Source organism: Stenotrophomonas oahuensis, from assembly GCF_031834595.1.
GTDB lineage: Bacteria > Pseudomonadota > Gammaproteobacteria > Xanthomonadales > Xanthomonadaceae > Stenotrophomonas > Stenotrophomonas oahuensis.
Window position 1 is genome coordinate 4,446,464 of sequence record NZ_CP115541.1, and the last position, 20,829, is coordinate 4,467,292.

Consider the following 20,829-nt stretch of genomic DNA (forward strand, 5'->3'; position numbering starts at 1 on the left):
GCCTGCCGAAAAGCGCGGCACAAAGTGAGACATTCGTCACCCGGAGTGCCGAAGCCGGTCAAAAAAAACTGAAAACGACACCACGCAGACAGATGCGGGCGCATATACACTGTCCCGACGCACTCCGTGTTCATTCTCTAGCACCTCATGTTCTCCTGGATTCTGGCTCTGCTGTTGGCCCTCGTCGTCTGGTCCCTGGCGACCGCCTACTTCTGGCTGGTCAAACGCCGCCGCAAGGAGGTCAAGCTCGGGCTGAACGCCTTGGCGGGCATGCATTGGCGGGACTTTTCCGAAATCGTCAAACGGGCCATGCGCGAACAGCGCGGCCTGGTCGACGTGCACGACGAAGACGAAGACCACCGCGAGCCGCGCAGCGACTTCCTGATGGAAGACCCGCAGCACAAGCGCTGGCTGCTGGCCTGCAAGCATGGGCTGGCTTATCGGATCGGCCCGGCGGCGGTGAACGAGCTGGGCACCGCCGCACGTCTGGCCGGGGCCAAGGGCGGCATCCTGATCACTGAAGGCCAGGTCCAGCGTGACGGCCGTGCCGCGGCTGAAAAGCAGGGCGTCGAGGTGCTGGACGGCCAGCTGCTGTGGCCGATGCTGATTCCCTACCTGCCCGGCGACATGGAGTCGGCGGTGAAGAAGGCGGCGCGGCGTGAGGCCGTGCGGCGCATTTCCATTGCCGCGCTGGGGTCGCTGACGCTCGGGCTGCTGGTGGGGATGAGCTACCTGACCACGCGCGTGGACAAGACCCCGGCGGCTCCGGCTCCGACGCAGGCGAGCGCGCCTGCGGCTGCAGCGCCGGCCGCCACCGCCCCTGCCGCCTCCCCGGTCACTGCAGCGCCCGCTTCGGCTCCGCCTACGGCAGCCGCCGCGACCCCGGCACCTGCGGCCCAGCCTCCTGGCCCCCCCGCGCCCGGCAGCATCCTCGGCACCGACGGTGACCCGGATGCGGCCACCCTGGCCCAGTACCGACGAGAGCTGGCGCAGAACGTAGGCAAGCAGACCGGCGTGCTGAGCGCGTTCTGGCAGACCAGCCAGACCCTGGCGGTGAACCGCAGTGAGGAGATTGATGCGGTGTGGCCGCTGATCTGTACGGAAGTGAAGCGCTATCCCGCGCTGCGCACGGTGCGCGTACAGCTCAACCCGCGCCCGGGTACGGAAGAGCCGGTGCGGTGGAGGCAGTGCGCCACGTCGTGATGGTCGTTGCCGGGCGTGGCCCGGCACTACGCCGGCCCGCCATTACGTTGAATCGCGCGGTTACGTAGAGCGGGGCTTGCCCCGCTGCCGTTCGCGCGCCAAGAGCAGCCGGGCAAGCCCGGCTCTACGTAAATCCCGGGTTATCCGGACGCACCGCCCGATCGTCAACGCGCCCCAGGCGCAAACCGCGCCACCAGATCCCACGCATCGCCCAGAAACATCTGCTTGACCCGGGTAATCGGCAGTTCGCCGCGCCAGGTATGGCGGTCGATCACCAGGCACGCCGTGCCGGCCTTTACTTTCAGCAACGCGGCCGCCGGGGCATCCGCCCCCCACGCACTGATGCGATGCTGCGCCCGCGTCCACGACACGTTCTGCAGCAGCCAGCTGCCGGGTGCCATCACCGCGAAATCCACCTGCAGCGCTTCCGGCACCCCCTCAGGATTGATCAACCGGTGCTCCAGTGCGAACGGCTGGCCGTCGGCCAAGTGCAGGCAGCGGATCGCCAACAGCATGCGTCCGCCGGATAACGCCATCTCGTCTTCGTTGCCCGGGTCCGCGCGGCGATGCGCCCGGTCCAGCAACTGGTACCCGTAGGTATGCCCACGCGCGCCGACCGCCATGGCGATGTCGGGAATTTCCAGCGCCACCTGCTCAAGATGCGGCGGCTGCCGCGCCACGAATGATCCGGCGCGGCGGCGACGCTCGATCATGCCGCTTTCGGCCAAGGCGGTCAGCACCTTGTTCACCGTCATGCGCGAGCAGCCGTACTGCTCCATCAACTCGTGTTCGTACGGAATGCGGAAACCCGGCTGCCACTGCCCACTGAGGATGCGGCCTTCCAGATCCTCACGGATACGCTGGTTGAGAGTGGGTGCTTTCTTGCCCGTCACGCGGAAATCCTGATCAATCGAGTCACGGGGCGGGTGTTCAATGTGCGGCCTTCAGCACGCCCTGCAGCGCGGACGCAAAGCGTGCAGCCACCACGTCACGGTGCAGATGACGCCCCTGCCGGACCCATTGCCGGCCGCCACGCCACACCGAGCGCACCGCTCCATTACGTGCGGCGAACACCCAGCTGTCAAGCCAGGCGTCGCCCTCGCGCGCGATCAGCGCCGGATGCTGCGGGTCCAGTTCGACCACATCGGCCGGCGCACCTGCCTGCAGACCATGGCCGACGCCCAGTGCCTGCGCCGCGCCCTGCAGCGCCTGCTGGAACAACCAGCGGCCACTGGAAACGCCCTCCTGCGGGGCCAGCACATTACGACCGCGCAGTTGCAGACGCTGACCATATTCCAGCAGACGCAGCTCTTCCGCCGCGTCGATCAACACATTGGAATCCGAGCCGACCCCGAAGCGCCCGCCGCCCTGCGCGAACGCCGGCATCGGGAACAGCCCGTCGCCCAGGTTGGCCTCGGTGATCGGGCACAAGCCCACCACCGCCTGGCTGGCCAGCATGCGCTGCACTTCGTCGGCATCCACATGGGTGGCGTGCACCAGGCACCAGCGCGCATCGACCGGCGCATGTTCGTACAGCCAGCGCACCGGGCGCAGGCCGCTCCAGGCCACGCAGGCGTCCACTTCGCGGGTCTGCTCGGCAATGTGGATATGCACCGGGCCGGTGTTGAGCGGCAGCAGTGCGGCCAGCTCCTCACCCGTCACCGCACGCAGGCTGTGCGGGGCGATGCCCAGCACCGCATCGTCCTGCCCGCGCAGGGCCTGCCGGCAGCCGGCCAGCAGGTCGGCAAAACCGTCCACGTCATGGATCAACCGGCGCTGCGCCGGATTCGGCGGCGCACCGCCAAAATCGGCATGCGCGTAGAACACCGGCAGCAGGGTCAGGCCGATGCCACTGCCCTGCGCCGCCGCCGCCACGCGCGCGGCCATCTCGGCACGATTCGCATACGGCGCGCCGTCGGCGGCGTGGTGCAGATAGTGGAACTCGCCGACGCGGGTGAAGCCCGATTCCAGCATTTCCACATAAGCCTGTTCGGCAATGGCCTGCACCGCCTCCGGCTGCAGGTGCGCCAGGAAGCGGTACATCAGCTCGCGCCAGCTCCAGAAGCTGTCGCCGCTGCGCCCACCGATCTCGGTCAGGCCAGCCATGCCACGCTGGAAGGCGTGGCTGTGCAGGTTGCCCAGCCCGGGCAGCGCGATGGACAGGGCGATATCGCCGTCCTGCGCCGGCACCCCGGGCGTGACCTCCTGCAAGGTGTTGCCGTGGCCGACAATGCGCACATCGCGGGCCCAGCCCTGCGGCAGCAGCGCATGCTCGGCATGGAAGGCGACGGTGGAAGCGGTGGTTTCAGGCATCACTGGACATCCCGGAAGCGTCGCCTATATTGTATAGACATATGAGCTGATGTGGTGGCTGCCGTGCACTGTGACACCGTTTGGACCCACGCCAACCTGATGACGCTGGAAGGCTCCGGCCTGGGCATCATCGAAAACGGGGTGATTGCCGCCCACCAGGGCCGCATCGTGCACGTGGGCGCGGCCGGCACCGACGCCCATCTGCAGCCTGCCCGCCGCATCGACGCCGGCGGTCGCTGGATCAGTCCCGGGCTGATCGATTGCCACACCCACCTGGTCTACGCCGGTAACCGTGCCGGCGAGTTCGAGCAGCGCCTGCAGGGGGTGAGCTATGCCGACATCGCCCGCGCCGGCGGTGGCATTGTCTCCACCGTGCGCGCCACCCGCGCCGCCAGCGATGCCGAACTGCTGGCGCAAAGCCTGCCACGGCTCGACGCGATGCTGGCCGAGGGCCTGACCACGATCGAGATCAAGTCCGGTTATGGGCTGACCCTGGAAGACGAAACCAAGCAGCTGCGCGTGGCGCGGCAGCTGGCTGAAACGCGTGCGGTGGAGGTGGTGCCCACCTTCCTCGGCGCGCACGCGGTGCCGCCCGGTCGTGATGCGCAGGAGTACATCGACGAGGTCTGCACGGTAATGATCCCCGCCATGGCCGCGCAGCAGCTGGCCGAAGCGGTGGACGTCTTCTGCGAGAACATCGCCTTCAGTCCCGCCCAGGCCGAGCAGGTGTTCGTGGCCGCGCGCCAGCACGGGCTGGCAGTGAAGATCCACGCCGAACAGCTCAGCAACCAGCACGGCGCGGCGCTGGCCGCTCGCTACGGCGCGCTGTCGGCGGATCATATCGAACACCTCGACGACGACGGCATTGCCGCCATGCGCACCGCCGGCACCGTGGCCGTGTTGCTGCCCGGTGCGTTCTACTTCACCCGCGACACCACCCTGCCCCCGCTGGACGCGCTGCGCGCCGCCGGCGTGCCGCTGGCACTGGCCACCGACAGCAATCCCGGCACCTCGCCGCTGACCAGCCCGCTGCTGGCAATGAACATGGCCGCCACCCTGTTCCGCATGACTGTCGACGAATGCATCGCCGGCTTCACCCGCGAAGCCGCGCGCGCGCTGGGCCGCGCCGACCGTATCGGTCGGCTGGCGGTCGGCATGGACTGCAATCTGGCGGTGTGGGACATCCAGGCTCCGGCCGACCTGGTGTACCGCATCGGTTTCAATCCCCTGCACGCGCGCGTCATGCGCGGTGAACCTGTCTGAGCAACGCTGTGATGTCTGGAGATTCCATGAGCAACACCCTGACCCTTTCCCCGGGCCACGTCACGCTGGAACAGTGGCGCGCCATCTACGCCGGCGCGCAGGTGCGCCTGGACCCGGCCAGTGCCGAGGCGGTCGCGCGCAGCGCGCAGACCGTGGCCGACATCGTCGCCAAGGGCGAGCCGGTGTATGGCATCAATACGGGCTTCGGCAAGCTGGCCAGCGTGCGCATCGAACGCGATGACCTGGCCACTCTGCAGCGCAATATCGTGCTGTCGCACGCCGCGGGCGTCGGTGAGCCGATGCCGGCCCCGGTGGTGCGGCTGATGATGGCACTGAAGCTGACCAGCCTCGCCCAGGGCGCGTCCGGCATCCGTCCGGAAACGCTGGCGCTGCTGGAAGCCTTCCTGCAGCACGACATCGTGCCGCTGATTCCGTGCCAGGGTTCGGTCGGTGCGTCCGGCGACCTGGCTCCGCTTTCGCATCTGGCCAGCGTGATGATCGGTGTGGGCGAAGCGTTTGTCGGTGGCGAACGCCTGCCGGCTGCCGACGCCCTCGCCCGCTTGAACCTGCAGCCGCTGGTGCTGGGCGCGAAGGAAGGCCTGGCCCTGCTCAATGGCACCCAGTACTCCACCGCGTACGCGCTGGCTGGCCTGTTCGAGATCAGTACGGTGTTCCATGCGGCGCTGGTCGCCGGTGCGCTCTCGGTGGAAGCGGCCAAGGGTTCGGACACGCCGTTCGATCCGCGCATCCATCAGATCCGCGGTCAGCGCGGGCAGATCGCCACCGCCGCCGCGCTGCGCGCGCTAATGCAGGGCTCGGCCATCCGCGAATCGCACCGCGACAACGACGTGCGCGTGCAGGACCCGTACTGCCTGCGCTGCCAGCCGCAGGTGATGGGTGCCGCTTTCGACGTGATGCGTCAGGCTGCGACCACACTGACTATTGAAGCCAACGGCGTGTCGGACAACCCGCTGGTGTTCACCGACACCAACGAAGCACTGTCCGGCGGCAACTTCCACGCCGAGCCGGTGGCCTTCGCCGCCGACATGCTGGCCATGGCAGTGTGCGAGATCGGCTCGATCAGCGAGCGCCGCACCGCGATGCTGGTGGACCCGGCGCTGTCCGGCCTGCCGGCCTTCCTCACCCCGAAGCCCGGGCTCAACTCCGGCTTCATGATTCCGCAGGTCACCGCCGCTGCACTGGTGTCGGAAAACAAGCAGCGCGCCTACCCGGCCAGCGTGGATTCCATTCCCACCTCGGCCAACCAGGAAGACCATGTCTCGATGGCCGCGCATGGCGCGCGCCGTCTGCTGGCCATGGCCGAAAACGCGGCGAATGTCGTCGGCATTGAACTGCTGGCCGCCGCGCAGGGCTGCGACTTCCACGCCCCGCTGCGCTCCAGCGACGCCCTCGAAGCCGTGCGCCAGCGCCTGCGCGCGCAGGTGCCCACGCTGCAGGACGACCGCTACTTCCACCCCGACATGCTGGCCGCCACCGAACTGGTGCGCAGCGGCGCACTGGCCGAGGGGCTGGGCGAGCTGCTGCCCGCCGTGGAGCCGCTGGCATGACCGGGCATCCGGACTGGCTGCAGGTGCATCGCGGCGATGCACCGCTGATCGTCAGCTTCCCGCATACCGGCACCGACGTGCCGGACGCGCTGGCCGATCGCTTCTGGTCGCCGTGGCTGGCACGCCGTGACGCCGACTGGTGGGTGCATGAGCTGTACGACTTCGCCCGGGCGATGGGTGCCACCACGGTTCGCTCGGCGATCTCGCGCTCGGTGATCGACCTCAATCGCGATCCCAGCGGGGCATCGCTGTACCCGGGCCAGAACACCACCGGCCTGTGCCCGCTGACCACGTTCGACAACCAGTCGCTGTACCGCGACGGGCAGGAACCGGACGCCGGGGAAATCGCGCAGCGCCGTGCGCAGTATTTCGATCCGTACCACGCCGCGCTGGCCGGTGAGATCTCGCGCCTGCGCGCGCTGCATGGCACCGTGGTGGTGTACGACGCGCACTCGATCCGCTCGCATATTCCGCATCTGTTCGACGGCGAGCTGCCGCAGTTCAACCTCGGCACCGCCGGCCCGTCCGGTGCGGTTGATACCAGCTGCGACAACGCGCTGGCCGACGTGGTGGAAAACATCTGTGCGTTCAGCGGCATGCCGCACGTGCGCAACGGCCGCTTCAAGGGCGGCTGGATCACCCGCCACTACAGCGACATTCCGGCCGGCGTGCACAGCCTGCAGATGGAGCTGGCCTGCCGCGGCTACATGCACGAACCCACCGACGTGGACGTGCACAGCTGGCCCACCCCGCTCGACCCCGACCACGCCGCACCGCTGCGCCACACGCTGCAGCAGGTGCTCAACGCCTGCCTTGAATTCGCGAACGCCCGGAGTGCTGCATGAGCCGTCACGATTCCACCCGCACCATCATCGCCCCCACCGGCACCACCCTCAGCGCCAAGAGCTGGCTGACCGAAGCGCCGCTGCGCATGCTGATGAACAACCTGCACCCGGACGTGGCCGAGCGCCCGCAGGAGCTGGTGGTGTACGGCGGCATCGGCCGCGCCGCACGCGACTGGGCCAGCTTCGATGCCATCGTCGAAACCCTGAAGCGGCTGGACGACGACCAGACCCTGCTGGTGCAGTCGGGCAAGCCGGTCGGCGTGTTCCGCACCCATGCCGATGCGCCTCGCGTGCTGATCGCCAATTCCAACCTGGTGCCGCGCTGGGCCAACTGGGACCACTTCAACGAGCTCGATAAGAAGGGCCTGGCCATGTACGGCCAGATGACCGCGGGCAGCTGGATCTACATCGGCGCGCAGGGCATCGTGCAGGGCACCTACGAAACCTTCGTGGAAATGGGCCGCCAGCACTTCGGCGGCGACCTGGCCGGCAAGTGGCTGTTCACCGGCGGCCTGGGCGGCATGGGCGGCGCACAGCCGCTGGCGGCGGTGATGGCAGGCGCGTCGTGCCTTGCTGTGGAATGCCGCCAGAGCAGCATCGACATGCGTCTGCGCACCGGTTACCTGGATACCTGGACCGACAACCTGGACGAAGCATTACGCCTGATCGAGGAATCGTGCGCGGCCAAGAAGCCGCTGTCGGTCGGTCTGGTCGGCAATGTCGCCGACGTGCTGGCCGAACTGCTGGCGCGTGGCGTCAAGCCGGACCTGCTGACCGACCAGACCTCCGCACACGACCCGGTGAACGGCTACCTGCCGCAGGGTTGGACCGTGGAGGAATGGGATGCCAAGCGGGTGAGCGCACCCAAGGAAGTGGAAAAAGCCGCGCGCGCGTCGATGGCCAACCACATCCGCGCCATGCTCGGCTTCCATGCGCTGGGCGTGCCTACCGTGGACTACGGCAACAACCTGCGCCAGATGGCGCTGGAAGAAGGCGTGGCCAACGCGTTCGACTTCCCCGGCTTCGTGCCGGCGTATATCCGCCCGCTGTTCTGCCGCGGCATCGGCCCGTTCCGCTGGGCCGCGCTCAGCGGCGACCCGGAAGACATCGCCAAGACCGACGCGAAGGTCAAGGAACTGATTCCGGACAACCCGCACCTGCACCGCTGGCTGGACATGGCCGCCGAGAAGATCAAGTTCCAGGGCCTGCCCGCGCGCATCTGCTGGGTCGGCCTCGGCGACCGCGACCGGCTGGGCCTGGCCTTCAACGAGATGGTGGCCAATGGTGAGCTGAAAGCCCCGGTGGTGATCGGCCGCGACCATCTGGACAGCGGCAGCGTCGCTTCGCCGAACCGCGAGACCGAGGCCATGGCCGACGGCTCTGACGCTGTGTCCGACTGGCCGCTGCTCAACGCCCTGCTCAACACCGCCAGCGGTGCCACCTGGGTGTCGCTGCACCATGGGGGCGGGGTCGGCATGGGCTTCTCGCAGCACGCCGGCATGGTGATTGTCTGCGACGGCACGGAAGCGGCCGCCAAGCGGATCGCGCGGGTGCTGTGGAACGACCCGGCCACCGGCGTGATGCGGCATGCGGATGCGGGGTATGAGATTGCCATCGAGTGCGCGAAGGAAAAGAAGCTGGACCTGCCCGGGATTCTGGGTTGATCCGGTAATTGCCCATACGCCCGCGCCGGGTGACGGCGCGGGCGCAACCTGTTAACTTGCGCGACCTCATCGCGGTTGACAGCACTTTCTGCCATCCGCGGCCCCGTTCCGCCTTGATGTCAGACGCATGCCCTCTTACCGTTCGCTGCACCGCCCCACCCTGTCCCTGCTGGCCCTGGCCGTTGCCGCCACCCTGACCCACCCCGCCCTGGCCGCCCCGGCCGATGCGCCGACTACCCTCGATGCGGTGAAGGTCACCGCCGCCAGTGACGTCGAACAGGCCCGCGCCGCACTCAAGCGCGTCCCGGGTGCCGGCAATGTGGTCGATCTGTCCCGCGCCAATGGCCGCCTGGCCAGCAGCGCCGACGTGCTGGCCTACCAGCCGGGCATCAGCGCGCAGTCGCCGGGCAACGAAGGCACCAAGGTCTCGATCCGCGGCTCCGGCATCAACCGTGGCCCGGGCGCACATGCTTCCGGCATCTCCGTGTCACTGGATGGACTGCCGCTGACCGGCCCAGGGGGCACCCCCTACGAACTGCTGGAGCCGCTGTGGCTGAGCCGCGCCGAAGTGCTGCGCGGTGCCAATGGCATCGAACGCGGCGCGCTGGCGCTCGGCGGCGCGATCAACTACGTCAGCCGCAGCGGGCGCGATTCGGCCGGGCTGGAAGTGCAGTACGAAGCCGGCAGCCGGGGTTACCAGAAGCGCAGCGTCGGCTATGGCGGCGTCAGCGGTGACCTGGATTACTACCTGGCCTACACCGACAGCGAGTACGACGGCTACCAGTACCACTCGGCCGGCGACGGCAAGGGCGCGATGGCCAACCTCGGCTGGCAGATCACCCCACAGTTGGAAACGCGCTTCTTCGTGCGGTATCGCGAAACCAACCACGAGACGCCCGGACGCCTCACCCGCGAGCAGATTCGTCACGATCCGCGCGCAGCGAACCCGGCCAACCTCGCCATCGACGCACGTCGCCCGCAGCCGGGCAGCACCTGGCTGGGAAACATGACCACCTGGCAGATCGATGCGGATTCGTCGCTGCAGGCCGGGCTGGTGTACCACAAGTACCCGATGGACTTGAACGAGAGCCTGTACCGGCAGCAGCTGGATTACAGCAACCTCAACGCCACGCTGGACTACCGTCGCCGTCGTGCGCTGTTCGGCCATGACAGCGTCACCACCGTGGGCCTGCGCGTGACCCACGATCTGGATGCGGATGTGCGCGAGACGCTGCGCTATGCCAACAACGGCTATGCCGCTGGCACCCATACGCGCGATTTCTCGCACCACGGCACGGATACCACCGTGCACGCCAGCAACGAACTCAGCCTCAACGACCGTTTGCGCCTGCAGACCGGGCTGGCGCTGATCAACACGCGTCGTGATGTGCAGGTGACCTGGCCGTATACGCCTGAGCGCCTGCATGACAGCCAGTGGGATTACGCCCCGCGTGTGGGCTTCACCTGGCAGCAGACCCCGGCAACGCAGTGGTTCGGCAACCTGAGCCGTTCGGTGGAACCGGCGCACCCGTGGTCGATGATCTGGGGCTCGAACCTGTACTTCCCGGCGGGCAACGGTGCTTCCACGGGACGCCAGCGTGCGCCGGTGGAACTGGACAATCAGACCGCCACCACGCTGGAGCTCGGTGCGCGTGGCGACAGTTCACTGGGGCACTGGGAGCTGACCGGCTATTACGCACATGTGCGGCATGAACTGCTGACCGTGGAAGTGCTGCCGGTGCCGAACCTGTTCTTGGCCGAGAACAACGCCAGCCCGACCGTGCATCGCGGCATCGAGGCCGGGTTGGACAGCACGCTGTGGGAAGGCCCGGGCGGTCGCCTTGGGCTGCGTCAGGCGTATACGTTCAATGATTTCCGCTACCGCGATGATGTGCGGTTCGGGTCCAACCGTTTGCCTGGGTTGCCGCGCCATGCATATCAGGCTGAGCTGCGTTATGACCACCCGACCGGCTGGTATGCGGCGGTGAATACCGATGCGGCGTCGAAGATGGCGGTGGATTACGCCAACAGCTTCTGGGCGGACAGCCGCGCGGTGTTTGGCACACGCGTGGGCTTTGATGCACCGAGTGGGCGCTGGCAGTTGTGGGCGGAGATGCGCAATATCGGCGACCGCCACTATGCGGCGACGGTGACGCCGGGGTATGACGACGCCGGGCGCGATGTGGCGCGTTCGACGCCGGGTGAGGGGCGGAGCGTGTATGCCGGGGTGCGTTGGCGGTTTGATTGACCACTTGGTGGCACACCCGGGTATGTGGATGACTTCATGGGCCTGCTTTGGTGGGGTCGGTCGATAGGCGACCGCCGATAACAACCATTTCTGCTTTAACGCATGACCTTTGAACGGGAGGCGCTTCTCCGTTCGGGGTCATGCCCCACCGTGCCAATCATCGTTATCGGCGGTCGACTGTCGTGCGACCCTACCGCTGCAATCCGAACGTTGCAGTCCCAACGGGGCAATCCGAACGGTGCCATGCGAACGGTGCAATACGGGGGCGTGACCCCACGATGCCGCCCTACGCTTCCGGCCCCACCTCCACCCGGAACCATTCGGCAAACACCTCATCGCCCATCCACGCATTCTTCCGGTTCACCTCGAACATCACCGCCTCGTCTCTCTTCGCCCGCGCCAGCCGCTCCGGGTCACCACTGCAGCGGGCAGCATCCAGCTCGTGCTGCGCCTCTGCGAGGAACCGGGACAGGCGGTCATCAATCGCCCACACCGCCATTTCGATGCGCGGCCGACGCGTGGTTCGCGCAACGGTAACGCCATGCAAGGCCAACTGCAGGCGTTCGAGGTGCTCCGGGTAATCCTTTAACTGCGTACGCAGGCTGCGGGGAATTGGTGGAAGTGTGCTGCGCTTCTGGGGTAGCGCAGGAGGCTTGGGGTAACCGGGCAGCAGACGTCGGATGTACGACTTCACCATAGGCCCCACTCGCTGCCGTCCTGCACTTCCAATCCTGTTGGATCCACACTGACCGGTAGCGGCACGATGCGTTCCTTCGGATGCGGCACTTGCAGCTCCGCCTTCTCCAGATCAAAGCGCGTCTGCAGGTTCATCCAGAACCACGGTGAGGTGTTGAAGTAGCAGCCCAGCCGGTGGGCCGTGTCGGCGGTGATGGCGGTTGCACCCCGGGTAATCCCCGCGATGCGCGTGCTGGATACGTGGATGGCGCAGGCCAATGCACGATTGGAGAGGCGGCGCGGCCGCATGAAGTCGTCGCGCAGGATTTCCCCAGGATGTAGCGGCGGCGTTGGTTCGCTGGATGGTGTGGAGCTCATAGTGTTCTCTGCAAACGCGGGCGGTGGGTTGGAGGTAGCGTCGGTCGACAGACGACCGCCGATAACAACCATCGCTGCTGTAACGCATGACCATCGAACGGGGATGCGCTTCTCCGTTCCAGGTCATGCCCTACCGCGCCAATCACCGTTATCGGCGGTCGTCTGTCGAGCGACCCTACCGGCGGGTTTCCGGTGCGGTGCAAAACTCCGGTGTGAGGTGCAACGAAACGCTCAATCACGCCCAAACCCCGGGCTGGCCCAGCCTTCCCTTCGCGCTCGCTGCACTTCATCCTCTTCGCCATACGCCGGCTCCGGCTGACCAATCCCCAACTCATACGCCACATCATCAGACGCCTCCCGAAACGCGTTACTCCACAGCGTGAGATCCACCGCATTCGGATTCTCGCCCAGCTCCACCACGCGCTCCATGAACATCCGGATGGCTTCCGCGGGTGCGTAATGCTCCCGCATCACCACGCCCTTGAACCGGCAACGGAGGTCATCCTCCACCTTCGCCCTAACCCAGACCGGCTTCCTCATCGGCGTGCCCTCCGCCGGCGGCGTGGCTGTGGATGATGGCGATACTCGCGCACCTGCGTGTAATGCACCTCGCGCAGCACTTCGGTCGGAATGTGTAGCATGCGGAAGCCGGGCGGATACACCGGCGTGGAGATGATGCGTTCGCCATCAAACTCCACCTTGAACCAGGTGCCCTTGCCCAGTCCCATGTAACGCAGCCAGCGGCCGCGCATCATCATGTACTCGACCCCACCGAGGTCATCGTCGTAAGGCGGCGGCGGTGGTGTGGGTGGCGTGCCACCACATATCGCGCATCGATGCGCGGGTGCTGCGTTGTTGAACTCGTCTTCGGGTGTGACCAACCGTTGCGGTTGCATGGCAAACCTCCTGCAGAGTGCGACCCCTGCCGGAATGGCGAGGGGTCGGGAGGTTAGAACCGCGAGAACAAAAGAAGAACGGCGGGCATATTCCCCCTTCTCAGGGGTGTTTTATTAGCCACCCTCCCGACGCAGGACGTACATTCCAACGCAGGACAACATGTTCTTTGTTCTCGGAGATTCTACGCTCCGGGGCCTACCCTGCAGGAAACAATCACCGAAAAAAACAGGCAATTGCGAAAGGATGGTGTCGTGTTTCGCGCGCACGATCAAATGGTGCGACGCATTTGGCGCGGTGTCATTTCGAAACGCGTGTGGCAGTAAGGCACAGTGTTCGGCGGTGATGCAGGTGATGCGCGGTGGTGGATCTTTGATTGTGTGATGTGCGTGCGCGTTTCGTTGCGTGTGACGCTGCGCGTTCGTGCCGTGTGCGTCACGGGTGCGTGGGAAGGGGCGTGCTTCGATCAGGCGTTCATGCGTTAAAGAGTGTTGGCCATTTCACGGCGAGGGACTGTCAGGAATTTTGTGTTCGGGCATAACATGTTGAAAAGGATCATGTATGCCACCCAAGAAAATGACCGCCAAGGCCGCTGCCCGTCAGCTGCCTACCCTGCCTGCCGAGCTCGTTGAGCAGCTTGCCAACGGAGCGACGACCGCGGGCGAGATCCTGGACATCACCACAGCCCTGAAAAAGGCCTTGATTGAGCGGGCACTGAAGGGCGAGCTGGGCCATCACCTGGGGTACCCACCCGGAAGCGAGCGACCGGAATCGACCGGCAATCAGCGAAATGGAACGTCCAGCAAAACCGTTCTGACTGAGGATGGCCCCCTGCGACTGGACGTTCCCCGGGACCGGGATGGCAGCTTCCAGCCCATCCTGATTCCCAAGCACGAGCGGCGTTTCACTGGTTTTGACGACAAGATCGTCGCGATGTACGCGCGCGGAATGAGCGTCCGCGACATCCGCGCGTTTCTGTCTGAACAGTATGGAACAGACGTGTCGGCGGACTTCATCAGCTCGGTGACCGACGAGGTTCTGGAAGAGATTTCGGCGTGGCAGACGCGTCCGCTGGAGCTGATGTATCCGGTGGTGTTCTTTGATGCCCTGCGCGTCAAGGTGCGTGACGAGGGCGTAGTGCGCAACAAAGCGATCTATCTGGCATTAGGCGTTCTACCTGATGGAAGTCGCGACATCCTGGGCATCTGGATCGAGAACACAGAAGGGGCCAAGTTCTGGATGAAGGTCTTCAACGACCTCAAGACGCGCGGCGTGGAGGACGTACTGATAGCGGTGACCGATGGCCTTAAAGGCATGCCCGAGGCGCTGGCGGCGGTCTACCCAGCGACCACTCTCCAGACCTGCATCGTGCATCTCATCCGCAACAGCTTGGACTACGCCGGCTGGAAGGATCGAAGGGCTCTCGCAGCCGAGCTGAAGCCCATCTACCAGGCCATCAATGCAGAGTCCGCCGAACAGGCCCTGGAAGCGCTGGAGGCCTCGCCGCTGGGCAAACGCTACCCCTCGGCGCCCCAGGCATGGCGACGGTCATGGGACCGCGTCATACCCTTCTTCGCGTTTCCACCTGAGATCCGTCGTGTCATCTACACCACCAACGCCATCGAGAGCGTTAATGCGCAGCTGCGGAAGGTCATCAAAACCCGAGGGCATTTTCCAACTGACGAGGCGGCGATCAAGCTGATCTGGCTGGGGCTGCGCAACATCACGGCCAACTGGGGAGGCACCAGCCACGGCTGGAAGAACGCGATGAACCAATTTGCCGTACTTTACGGGGACCGATTTATCCGGAGCCCGTACTAAGAAGCCGGGCTGTCACAGGGCAGCCCACGTCGCCCGAACACAAAAATACGGACACTCTCCACGGCGATCGTCTGTCGACCGATCCCACCAAAGCAGCAAGCAATCCCAGCCCCCCAAATCGCCCGCCCAGTAAAACTACGGGTGCCCCGCGCCCCCAACCGTCGGACACTACGCACTCTCTTCCAGCGAACGGGGTGCCCCATGAAGACGCTGCTTCCCTGCGTGTGCGGTTGCCTGATCCTGCTTTCCCCGGCCTACGCACAACAGATGGCCACTACCGCTGCCGAACGCTTCGCCACCCTGGACCGCAACGCCGATGGCGAGGTCAGCAAGGACGAGTACGACGGCACCACCCTGTTCCAGGCGCTGGATGCCGACAACAACAATCGGGTCTCGGTAGAGGAAGTGCAGGCATTCCTCGGACCGGACCGCGACGGTCAGCTCACCGCCGCCGATCGGATCCGCGTGGCGGACTTCAACGGCGACGGTGAGCTGAGCGATGAAGAGGTACGTCGCGTGGTGGAGATGCGCTTCCAGTCACTGGATACCGACCACGACGAAGTCCTCACCCTGTCCGAACTGCAGTCCGGGTTCTGGCGTCCGCGCTGAGGCTCAGAGCTTCACGTCGGAATCGCCTGCTGACGGCTGAGCGATGCCACGCGCAGGTAGTGCAGGAACTTGCCGATGAACACACCGGTGAAGCCACCGGACACCACCAGGTGGGCAATGCGGAACACGGTGTCGTCGGCCAGCGCCGGAGCTGTGGCCAGCGCGGCTTCGAAGGCGTACTTGACGATGAAGGTCAGGATCAGCAGCGGCAGCAGCGAGTAATCAGCGGTGCGGTGCAGGTGGCCATCGATGGCGTCGAAGCTGATGCTCTGGCGGCGAACCAGCAGCCAGCCAATGCCGGCACCGATGGCGATGCCCAGCAGCCACACGCCCCAGGCTTCGATGCTGGCACCGTAGCGGTGATGCAGGCTCCACAGGCCCCATACGGTGAAAATGGCCGGCACTACGGCCAGCCGGGCCAGCGAGGTTTTCGAGGGTTTCAGCGCGTCGATGCCGCGCCAGAGCAGGAAGGCCAGGATTGCCCAGACCCAGATCGGGGTGTGGGACGCGAACTGTTGGATCGTATGCATGCGGTCGAACTCCTTCGGTAAGAAAGAACGAAACACAACGGGGGGCTGACAGCACGCCCCCGCGTACCGTCGGATACGAAATGCTGCGTCGAACGCATGGCGCGAGGGCCGTCATGTCGCCACGCCACCTCCCCGGCGGCGGGCCGAAACTGGATCGTAGGTCTGGGGGGTGGGTGGATGCAAGCACCCGCGTTGGTTACACCAACTCCAGCAGCTGGGCACTGACCCTGTCGAACGGTTCGATGCTCTGCGTGGCGCGGCACATCGCAACCGCGCCTTCCACGCTTGCAATGATCAGCGTTGCCAACGTTGCGGCCTGCGCCGGTGCGTGCCCTGCTCTCTCCAGCGCCTCGCCCAGCCGCGCTTCCCAACGCGCAAACACCTCGGCGGCGGCATCGCGCACTTCATGCGCCACCGCATCCACCGGCTCCTCCACCGACGCCGCCAGCACCGGGCAGCCGGCTTGGAACTGCGCACGCAGCAAACGCTCGCGCCACATCGCCAGGAACTGCCGCAGTCCGTCCGCCGCACCGACCTGCAGCACCCGCTCCAACAAGGCATCCACCTTGTCACCGGCCTGCCGCGTGGCCTTGGCCAGCAGTTCCTGCTTGCCTCCCGGGAAATGGTGATACGTCGAACCCAACGGCGCGTCAGCCAGCTTGCTCACCTCGCGGATGCTGGTGGCATTGAGCCCTACCCGCGCCAGCATGTCTTCGGCCGCGCTGACCACGCGTTGCGGTGCATCGCTATGACGGGGAGACATGCCGGGGCTCCTTGCTAAGACGGGTGTCATAGATTAGCGTACGCCAGACTATTACACCTGTCATAGAACGTATGAATCTGTGGTTCCGCCTGTTGCTTCTGATGATGCAGAGCCTGTTCCGGCCGAAGCTGACTGCCCCATTCGGGGTGTCGCGCCTGCAGTTCCGGGTGCTGCCCAATGACCTGGACAGCAACCTGCATATGACCAATGGGCGTTACTGGAACATCTTCGACCTGGGCCGGCTGGACCTGATCCTGCGCATGGGCCTGGGCCGGGTTGCCCTTCGCGAGAAGTGGGCCCCGATTGTGGGGGCCGGCACCATCCAGTTCCGTCGCGAGCTCAAGCCGTTCCAGCGGTTTACGTTGGAAACGCGGTTGGCCGGCTGGGTCGGCACACGGGTGATCATGGAGCAGCGGGTGTTGCTGGGCGAGGAGAAAATCGCCACGCGTGCGCTGCTGGTGACCGGGATTTACGACCGGCGTAATCGGCGGTTTGTGGGGATGTCGCAGATGATGGCCGCGATTGGGGCGGAAGATGTGCCGTCGCCGCCGTTGAGCAAGGCGGCGGAGGCGTTGCTGGCGGCGGATGCGGCGTTGAAGGTGGATGACGCGGATTGACCGCCTGCTCTTCGCGGGATGGGATGTGCCCGTAGAGCCGGGCTTGCCCGGCTGCTCTTCGCCGGAAGGATCGCGCCAACGGCAGCCGGGCAAGCCCGGCTCTACGGTCATGCATTGCGCGAAGAGCAGACCGGCAAACCCGCCACACTCTCAAGGTCACCCACGCCCAGGGAGATGTGATGCAACATCATGGGGCGCTTCTGCCTTTGGCCGCAGATGCATCCTGCTCATTGAGCGCCATGTAATCCTTGCCCCCCACATACAGCACATACTCGAACGTCTGCTGCATGCCGCTGTAGTCGCCGCCCTGGCGCGTGTCGTAGTTGGCACCAACACTCAGGGTGTGACGTCCGCGCGGCAATGGCTTCAGCAGCAGCCAGTAGCCGTCTGCCGCTGCCAGTGTGGAGTCCTCGTCGTCAGGATCCATGCGGAAACACCCCTCACTGCTTACCCGCCGTTTGCTCACATCGTCCAGCAGCTTACCGTCCAGCACGACCACCGCGCTGAGCAGGTTGTCGTTGTTGACGGCTGCGCCGTCCTGCAGCGAAGCGCAGGTGGCGCTCTCATCAACCCCGTAGCTGATCATGTTGATCACCGGCAACAGCAGGTGCTTGCCTTCGGGAATCACGCATTCCCGCTTCGGCTGGAATCGACCGTTGGTGCCGGCCAAAAACCAGACCGGGCCTGACTGGCCTACCTGGCAGAACCGGCCATCGGGATCGAGATACGGTGCCACCCATTGGTCGTCTGCCCAGCGCCACCAGCGGGCGGTCCACTCGGCCAAAGTTACGCCGTCGACCGTTTGGACCATCGGAACCGTGACTGGCGGCTCCTTGGCGCAGGCTGTCGTTCCCATTCCAGACAACGCCAGCAGCAGCATCTTTCCCAAGTGCCATCCTTTGCTTCTGTGCATTCCGTGCTCTCCTGTTGGAGGCATACAGTACCAGCATCCAATGCATGGGGGTCTGCCGACGCATCAGCGTAGAGCCAGGCTTGCCCGGCTGCTGTTGGCGCGATTTGTCCCGCGAAAAGCAGCCGGGCAAGCCCGGCTCTACGGTCGTTACGGCGAGGGGCCGTACGACGGCGGCACGGTTGCACTACCCCACTGCGGGTTGTGCTCGCTGCCCACAGTGAAGTCCAGGCTTCCACCCTTCTGCACGAAGCTCGCCGGCAGCCAGCTTTCCTCACTGACCTTGCCGTTGACCTTCAACCCCTGCACAAACGGCGCATCCATCGCCGCCCCCTCGGCGGTAATGGTGATCTTCGCACCCGGCCGCTCAATCACCGCTTCCGGGAACAGCGGGCTGCCAATCACCAGATCCGCACGGCCGGGGTACACCGGGTACAGCCCCAGCGCCGACCACACGTACCACGACGACATCTGCCCAAGGTCATCATTGCCCGGCATGCCTTCCGGCGCATTGGTCCAGATCTGCTTCATCGCCTGGCGCACGGTGGCCTGGGTCTTCCACGGCTGGCCAACGAAGTTGTACAGCCACGGTGCGGCAATCGAGGGTTCGTTATCCAACTCGGCGTGCAGCGGGCCGGACTTGGTCACCGCCCAGCTACCATCTTCCTTGCGGAAGAACGCATCGAGCCGCTGGATCGCTGCCTCGCGCCCGCCCAGCACCGCAATCAATCCGGCCGGGTCGAACGGCACCATCCACAGATACTGCGCGCCGCTGCCTTCAACGAACTCCTCATCGGACGCCGGATCAAACTTCGGCCAGCTGCCATCGGCGTTGCGCGGCTGGATGTAACCGGCCTGCGCGGTCGCCTTCGGGTTGTACAGGTTTCGCCACCAGCCGGAGCGTTCGCGGAACAGCGTCGCTCCCGCCTTATCGCCAGCAGCGGTGGCCAGCTCGGCCAGACCGAAATCAGCCGCGGCCATTTCCAGCGTGTCCGATGCGGTGCCCCAGCCCGGTGCGCCCACCGGCATGTACTTGAGCTTCATCCACTGGTCGAGACCCGGGCGCTGGCCCACGCACAGCACCGGGCAGCCGCGCCGGCTGAGGTCTCGCTCGGTGGGAACAGTGGCGGCCTTTTTCAGCGAAGCGTAGGCACGGGCGAGATCGAACGTGCGCCCACCGAAGGCATGGATGGCCGCCACCGACGGCGGCGACGGATCGCCGTTCATCACCCCGGTCGGGCCGGTCAGGTGCGTCCAACGATCCCACACGCCGCCATTCTGGTCGGCCTGATTGAGCAGCGACTGCGCGATGTCCGAACCCACCTGTGGCTGCAGCAGGGTCACCAGCTGCAACTGCGAGCGGTACACGTCCCAGCCCGAGTAGTTGGCGTACTGCGCTTTCTGGCCTTTGGACAGGGTGTGCACCTTGCCGTTGATGCCGCGATAGCGGCCGTCGCCGTCACTGAACAGATTCGGGGCCAGCAGCGTGTGGTACAGCGCGGTGTAGAACACGGTGCGCTCGTCCGGGGTGCCGCCGCTGATCTTCACCTGCCCCAGCTGGCGGTTCCAGGCAGCACGCGCGGCCGCCTGGGTGGCGGCCAGCGTGGTGCCCACCGGGCTTTCGCGGCGCAGATTGGCGCGCGCGCCGGCCTCGTCCACGTAGGAAATGCCGATGCGCGCTGTGACCACCGGGCTGCGCTTGGCATCGAAGCTGATCCAGCCACCGGCCCCCTTCCCTACCGGCGGATGGCCCTGGGTACCGTAGGTGGTGCCGCCACCGCCTTGGCGCGCACCTTTCTGCACGTCTTCATCGCGCCAGGTGCCACCCACTTCGAACGGCTGATCGAACTCGGCCACGAAGTGCAGCGTGTAATAGCTTTCGCGGCGGTCTTCGGCGAGGTAACCGCAGAAGTTGCCGGAGGTCACCGTGCCGCGCACGGTGCGCGTGGACGGGTCGATCACGATGGTGGAATCACTGCTGCCCACTTCGCTGTCGGAGGTGCGGAACAGCAGGTTGGCCGGCTTGTCCGCCGGGAAGGTGAACTGGCCCACCGCTGTGCGATCGGTTGCACCCAGCGCGACGGTGACCCCGTTATCGAGGGTGAGCTGATACGCACCAGGGCTGGCCGTTTCACGCTTGTGATCCAGGCCACTGGCGTAGCGCAGGCCGGCCTGCACCGACGAGGGCGACATCTCCACTGCCGTGGTGACCGGCATGATCGGGACGTCACCGCTGGCCCCGGTGCAGCCGGTGCCGTTGACGTGGGTCAGGCTGAAGCCGCGTACGCCGTTGCCGCGCCATTCGTAGCCACCGGGCGCGGCGATGGCAAAGCGCTTGCCGGGCAGCGGGGTCATTTCAGGACTGAAGGCGACCATGCCGAACGGCATCTGCGGGCCGGGGTACACATTGCCCGCGTTGGTGGTGCCGATGAACGGATTGACCTCGGCAGCGAGGTCAGCGGCCTGCAGGGTGCAGGGGGTGGCGGTGAGGACCAGCGAAGCAGCAACCAGCATCGTACGGTGCACTA

19 protein-coding genes are annotated in these 20,829 nt (G+C 65.9%); 9 read left to right on the forward strand and 10 right to left on the reverse strand.

What is annotated here, in order from left to right; translation table 11 throughout:
• Window positions 1-147 precede the first annotated feature (147 nt).
• Window positions 148-1,203 carry a restriction endonuclease gene (locus PDM29_RS19860; protein ID WP_311191742.1) on the forward strand — a complete coding sequence of 352 codons (1,056 nt, stop codon included), beginning with the start codon at window positions 148-150 and terminating at the stop codon, window positions 1,201-1,203.
• A 164-nt stretch (window positions 1,204-1,367) separates the two neighbouring features.
• Here PDM29_RS19860 and hutC read toward each other — a convergent pair whose 3' ends face one another.
• On the reverse strand, window positions 1,368-2,096 hold the full coding sequence (hutC, locus tag PDM29_RS19865; RefSeq protein ID WP_311191743.1) for a histidine utilization transcriptional repressor HutC: 729 nt from the start codon (window positions 2,094-2,096) through the stop codon (window positions 1,368-1,370).
• A gap of 37 nt (window positions 2,097-2,133) precedes the next feature.
• Window positions 2,134-3,516 carry a formimidoylglutamate deiminase gene (locus PDM29_RS19870; RefSeq protein WP_311191744.1) on the reverse strand — a complete coding sequence of 461 codons (1,383 nt, stop codon included), beginning with the start codon at window positions 3,514-3,516 and terminating at the stop codon, window positions 2,134-2,136.
• Window positions 3,517-3,579: 63 nt separating this feature from the next.
• Here PDM29_RS19870 and hutI point away from each other — a divergent pair, with 63 nt between their 5' ends.
• From hutI to PDM29_RS19895, 5 genes are all read left to right on the forward strand, one after another.
• Complete coding sequence (gene hutI, locus PDM29_RS19875) at window positions 3,580-4,779, forward strand: imidazolonepropionase (protein WP_311191745.1); 1,200 nt, start codon at window positions 3,580-3,582, stop codon at window positions 4,777-4,779.
• 26 nt (window positions 4,780-4,805) lie between these two features.
• Entirely contained in the window at window positions 4,806-6,347 is a 1,542-nt protein-coding gene (gene hutH / locus PDM29_RS19880) for a histidine ammonia-lyase (protein WP_311191746.1), read from the forward strand.
• The gene (gene hutG / locus PDM29_RS19885; RefSeq protein ID WP_311191747.1) at window positions 6,344-7,192 is read left to right on the forward strand and encodes an N-formylglutamate deformylase; all 849 of its coding nucleotides are present in this window, start codon (window positions 6,344-6,346) and stop codon (window positions 7,190-7,192) included. Before hutH ends, hutG begins: the two co-directional genes overlap by 4 nt.
• Window positions 7,189-8,856: a urocanate hydratase gene (gene hutU / locus PDM29_RS19890; protein WP_311191748.1), complete on the forward strand. Its 1,668-nt coding sequence runs from the start codon at window positions 7,189-7,191 to the stop codon at window positions 8,854-8,856. The genes hutG and hutU overlap by 4 nt, the downstream gene beginning before the upstream one ends.
• 127 nt (window positions 8,857-8,983) lie before the next feature.
• Window positions 8,984-11,104, forward strand: a complete 2,121-nt coding sequence (locus PDM29_RS19895) for a TonB-dependent receptor family protein (RefSeq protein WP_311191749.1) — start codon at window positions 8,984-8,986, stop codon at window positions 11,102-11,104.
• A gap of 286 nt (window positions 11,105-11,390) precedes the next feature.
• On the opposite strand, the gene PDM29_RS19900 is transcribed toward PDM29_RS19895, so the two are convergent.
• From PDM29_RS19900 to PDM29_RS19915, 4 genes are all read right to left on the reverse strand, one after another.
• Window positions 11,391-11,801: a hypothetical protein gene (locus tag PDM29_RS19900; RefSeq protein ID WP_311191750.1), complete on the reverse strand. Its 411-nt coding sequence runs from the start codon at window positions 11,799-11,801 to the stop codon at window positions 11,391-11,393.
• Entirely contained in the window at window positions 11,795-12,157 is a 363-nt protein-coding gene (locus tag PDM29_RS19905) for a HigA family addiction module antitoxin (RefSeq protein ID WP_311191751.1), read from the reverse strand. The genes PDM29_RS19900 and PDM29_RS19905 overlap by 7 nt, the downstream gene beginning before the upstream one ends.
• A 231-nt stretch (window positions 12,158-12,388) precedes the next feature.
• Entirely contained in the window at window positions 12,389-12,697 is a 309-nt protein-coding gene (locus tag PDM29_RS19910; protein ID WP_311191752.1) for a hypothetical protein, read from the reverse strand.
• Complete coding sequence (locus PDM29_RS19915; protein ID WP_311191753.1) at window positions 12,694-13,053, reverse strand: hypothetical protein; 360 nt, start codon at window positions 13,051-13,053, stop codon at window positions 12,694-12,696. Before PDM29_RS19915 ends, PDM29_RS19910 begins: the two co-directional genes overlap by 4 nt.
• 559 nt (window positions 13,054-13,612) lie before the next feature.
• On the opposite strand from PDM29_RS19915, the gene PDM29_RS19920 reads away from it, so the two are divergent.
• Both PDM29_RS19920 and PDM29_RS19925 read left to right on the forward strand, forming a co-directional pair.
• Window positions 13,613-14,872 carry an IS256 family transposase gene (locus PDM29_RS19920; protein WP_311190592.1) on the forward strand — a complete coding sequence of 420 codons (1,260 nt, stop codon included), beginning with the start codon at window positions 13,613-13,615 and terminating at the stop codon, window positions 14,870-14,872.
• A 201-nt stretch (window positions 14,873-15,073) separates the two neighbouring features.
• Window positions 15,074-15,481: an EF-hand domain-containing protein gene (locus tag PDM29_RS19925; protein WP_311191754.1), complete on the forward strand. Its 408-nt coding sequence runs from the start codon at window positions 15,074-15,076 to the stop codon at window positions 15,479-15,481.
• A gap of 11 nt (window positions 15,482-15,492) precedes the next feature.
• On the opposite strand, the gene PDM29_RS19930 is transcribed toward PDM29_RS19925, so the two are convergent.
• Together PDM29_RS19930 and PDM29_RS19935 are read right to left on the reverse strand one after the other, a co-directional pair.
• Window positions 15,493-16,011 carry a DUF6622 family protein gene (locus PDM29_RS19930; RefSeq protein WP_311191755.1) on the reverse strand — a complete coding sequence of 173 codons (519 nt, stop codon included), beginning with the start codon at window positions 16,009-16,011 and terminating at the stop codon, window positions 15,493-15,495.
• Window positions 16,012-16,207: 196 nt separating this feature from the next.
• Window positions 16,208-16,774 carry a TetR/AcrR family transcriptional regulator gene (locus PDM29_RS19935; RefSeq protein WP_311191756.1) on the reverse strand — a complete coding sequence of 189 codons (567 nt, stop codon included), beginning with the start codon at window positions 16,772-16,774 and terminating at the stop codon, window positions 16,208-16,210.
• A gap of 71 nt (window positions 16,775-16,845) precedes the next feature.
• Between PDM29_RS19935 and PDM29_RS19940 the strand changes: the two genes are divergently transcribed.
• Window positions 16,846-17,391 carry a thioesterase family protein gene (locus PDM29_RS19940; protein ID WP_311191757.1) on the forward strand — a complete coding sequence of 182 codons (546 nt, stop codon included), beginning with the start codon at window positions 16,846-16,848 and terminating at the stop codon, window positions 17,389-17,391.
• A gap of 187 nt (window positions 17,392-17,578) precedes the next feature.
• On the opposite strand, the gene PDM29_RS19945 is transcribed toward PDM29_RS19940, so the two are convergent.
• Both PDM29_RS19945 and PDM29_RS19950 read right to left on the reverse strand, forming a co-directional pair.
• A complete protein-coding gene (locus PDM29_RS19945; protein ID WP_311191758.1) occupies window positions 17,579-18,271 on the reverse strand; it encodes a hypothetical protein in 693 nt (230 codons plus the stop codon).
• 180 nt (window positions 18,272-18,451) lie between these two features.
• On the reverse strand, window positions 18,452-20,827 hold the full coding sequence (locus PDM29_RS19950) for a GH92 family glycosyl hydrolase (RefSeq protein WP_311191759.1): 2,376 nt from the start codon (window positions 20,825-20,827) through the stop codon (window positions 18,452-18,454).
• Between the last annotated feature and the right edge of the window lie 2 nt (window positions 20,828-20,829).